General features: G+C 64.9%; 4 protein-coding genes. All 4 read right to left on the bottom strand.

What is annotated here, in order from left to right:
- Positions 1-32: 32 nt before the first annotated feature.
- From GGD63_RS39835 to tnpA, 4 genes are read right to left on the bottom strand one after another with little or no spacing between them, the layout of a single operon-like run.
- Positions 33-623 (bottom strand): UPF0149 family protein, encoded by a 591-nt coding sequence (locus GGD63_RS39835; RefSeq protein WP_183250651.1) that lies wholly within the window; start codon positions 621-623, stop codon positions 33-35.
- Between the two features lie 29 nt (positions 624-652).
- The gene (gene tnpC / locus GGD63_RS39830; protein ID WP_183250650.1) at positions 653-2,212 is read right to left on the bottom strand and encodes an IS66 family transposase; all 1,560 of its coding nucleotides are present in this window, start codon (positions 2,210-2,212) and stop codon (positions 653-655) included.
- A gap of 50 nt (positions 2,213-2,262) precedes the next feature.
- Positions 2,263-2,616 (bottom strand): IS66 family insertion sequence element accessory protein TnpB, encoded by a 354-nt coding sequence (gene tnpB, locus GGD63_RS39825; protein ID WP_183250649.1) that lies wholly within the window; start codon positions 2,614-2,616, stop codon positions 2,263-2,265.
- Positions 2,613-3,074: an IS66-like element accessory protein TnpA gene (gene tnpA, locus GGD63_RS40735; protein ID WP_183250648.1), complete on the bottom strand. Its 462-nt coding sequence runs from the start codon at positions 3,072-3,074 to the stop codon at positions 2,613-2,615. The genes tnpB and tnpA overlap by 4 nt, the downstream gene beginning before the upstream one ends.
- Positions 3,075-3,156: the final 82 nt, after the last annotated feature.

Below are 3,156 nucleotides of genomic sequence, written 5' to 3'. Positions count from 1 at the left end.
GTAACCGGTATGAGCTCCCACGTCCGCGGTGATCAGCGGTCGCGTGCGTAGCGGATCGGCATCCAGTACTGGCGCAGCGCCTCGACGACGGCTGGGATATCGAGGTAGGCGCTACTGAGAAAATCCTCGGTTTTGCGACCGATTCGTGGCGGTCCGAGCAGGGGACGGCCTTGATCGTTGCGACAGTGCAGCAGGATGGGCAGCAGCAGGCCGTGATTGACGTTGTTGACGTCCAGCAAAGGCGCCCACGCCGACAGCCTGAGCCGCATCGCGGCATAGAATCCCTGGCACCAAGGATGCGCATCGATATTGCCGTTGGCTTCGCGCCGGTGCATCGGCTCGAACCGATCGGGGGTGGTCGAGAGAATGTTGCTGATCTCGTTATGGCGCAGCGCGACGGCGGAGATCGCAGCGAACTCCGGGGTACCGCCATGGTTGAAGGCATCATCATCGATGGCGAGCAGCGGGCAGATCCAATCGGGCGGGCTCATCGACACCGGTCCGGCCACGATCGCGGCGACATAGCCGTCGAGCATGGGGAGATCGGTGCCGGTCGGATGCTGATCGAGGCGGGCCTGCAGCCATCGCTCGAGGTCCGCAAGCGGCATCGCGGCGGCGGCCATCGACGACGATGCTTTATGGCGACGTGGGCTCACGCGGCGGCCTGCGCAGTGCGCTGGCGGGCCGCCTTCCAGTTCCATGCGAGCAGCTCGGGCAGCTGATGGCTCTTGGTTCGCCCGGAGGTGATGCGCTCCAGCACGTCGGTCAGGTAGGCCTGCGGATCAAGATCATGGAGCTTTGCCGTGTTCACGATCGACGCCAGGATTGCCCAGCTCTCGGCGCCGCCTTCGCTGCCGCTGAACAGTGAGTTGCGTCTTCCCATGGCAATCGGGCGGATGGAACGCTCGACCGTATTGCTGTCGACCTCGATGCGGCCGTCGCGGAGAAACAGCGTCAACCCATCCCAGTGGTTGAGCGCGTAGTTGATGGCCTCCGTCAGCTTCGACTGGGAGAAGAGCTGGTCGACCATGGCGGTCAGCCGCGCCCTGAGCACCTCCATCAACGGAACGGCCCTGATGCGACGGGCGGTAAGCCGTTGCTCGGCACTGCTGCCGCGGATCTCTGCCTCGATCGCATAGACCGCTTGCAGCCGTTCGATCACCTCGCGAGCGAACGGCGACTGGGTCGTCTTGTAGACCTCCACGAATTTGCGTCGGGCATGGGCGAGACAAAAGGCGAGCTGGATTGTGCCGCCATGGCCGCGGGCGAGCGCCTTGTAGGCGGCATAACCGTCCACCTGCAGAATGCCGGAAAAGCCCGTCAATTGTCCGGCGATCTCCTCCGTGCTGCGGCCGTCGGCGAACACATAGGCAACCGCCGGTGGCGAGGGGCCGCCCCATGGCCGGTCATCCATCGCATGCGCCCAGAACTGGCAGATGCGGGTGCGACCTCGTCCGGGATCGAGCACTGGCATCGGTGTCTCGTCGCAGAACAGGCGCGGTGCGGCCTGGATCGTGCGCAGCTGGAGGTCATAGAGGCTCCTGAGCCACCAGGCCGCACGCTTCACCCAGCCGGCGAGCGTCGCCCGGTCGAGATGGATGCCCTGGCCGGCCAGAATTTGCACCTGTCGGTACAGCGGCAGATACCAGGCGAACTTCGAGACCACGACGTGGCTCACGAGTGCGGTCGAGACCATGCCGCTCTCGATCAGGCGCGGTAGCACCCTCACTTGGACCACGCCATCGGTGCAGCTGCGGCAGCCATATTTGGGACGGATCGTGCGCAGCACCCGCAGGATCGCCGGGATGATGTCCAGCACCTCGCTGACGTCCTCGCCGATCTTGTGAAGCTGACCTTGGCAGCATGGGCAGGCGGTTGCCTCCGGCTCCAGCACCTGCTCACAGCGCGGCAGGTGCTTTGGAAGCGCGCCAATGTTGCGGCGCGCCTTCTTGCGCGGTTTGCCAGATGGGTTCGCCCCAGCCACATCGTCGTTGGCGGCCGCACGCAGCGTAGTGTCCGCCTCAAGATCGCCCAGCTCGAGCGCAAGCTGTTCGTCCACGAGCACCGCAAGCCGCTCCGAGCGCTTCCCGAAGATCATCTCCTTGAGCGTCTGCATTGCCACGCGCAGCTTCTCGTTCTCAGCGTCAAGCGCGAGCACCATCTCGGTCAGAGCCGCCGGATCGGTCGGGAGAGCGTCGGGACGAATCGTCATGATCAGACGATACATCCGCGCGACCCGTGCTCCAGCGAAATCCTCACCCCTCAGCCGACAACGGTCGGCTGCTTCACAGGCTTGGGCGACATACGCGTCCACTCGAGCCCGTCGAGCAGTATCGCAAGCTGCGTCGCACTGAGATGCACAACGCCGTCGCGGATCGGCGGCCAGGTGAAACGTCCTTGGTGCAACCACTTCGTTACCAGCACCATACCGCTGCCGTCCCACGCCAGAAGCTTCACTCTGTCCATGCGCTTGCTACGGAACACGAAGACGTCGCCGCAATACGGGTTCGCGCGCAATGCTTCGCTCACCAGCGCCGACAGCGTGTGCACCGACTTGCGAAAGTCGACCGGCTGGGCCGCCAGCACCACCTTGAGGTCTGACCGTAGCGCAATCACCGGACCCCTCGAAGCGCCGCCAGCACCGTCGCAAGCGTCGCCAGTTCCACGCCCGGCTCGACACGGATCCGCGCCCCGTTCACCTCGATCTCGACCACTCCGCAGGCCTTGACCGGCAGTGCGGTGATCTCCAAAGGCCTCGTCTGTGCCGATGAAATGCACTCGGACTTACCGGCCGTTCCGCCGCCGCTCTCGGCACCAATTTGGATCGGCACAAACTTCGGCGCTTTGCTGGACACCGCCGTCGCGACTTGGCGCCGCCACGCCGTGAGCAGCCCGCGGGAAACGCCATTGCGCCGCGCCACCTCGGAGATGTTCGTCCCCTCCTCAAAGCTCTCCGCCACGATCCGGGCCTTCTCTTCGCCCGTCCACCGTCGGCGGCGGCGCTCCCCAGTGATCACCTCAACGCGACGATAGGAGTCACCTTCCTGCCTGGCATCAAGCATGGCATTTGCCATCGTTCCACCTCCACCGATCAGCTCATCCCAGGCTGTATCGCGCGCAAGCCGAGGCGTGGCGAGGTGTGGGCCTCATGCCGGT

The sequence above is a fragment of the Bradyrhizobium sp. cir1 genome, assembly GCF_014198245.1.
Classification (GTDB): Bacteria; Pseudomonadota; Alphaproteobacteria; order Rhizobiales; family Xanthobacteraceae; genus Bradyrhizobium.
The sequence above is the reverse complement of the archived record's forward strand: the minus strand, read 5'-3'. Positions and strand labels throughout refer to the sequence as shown.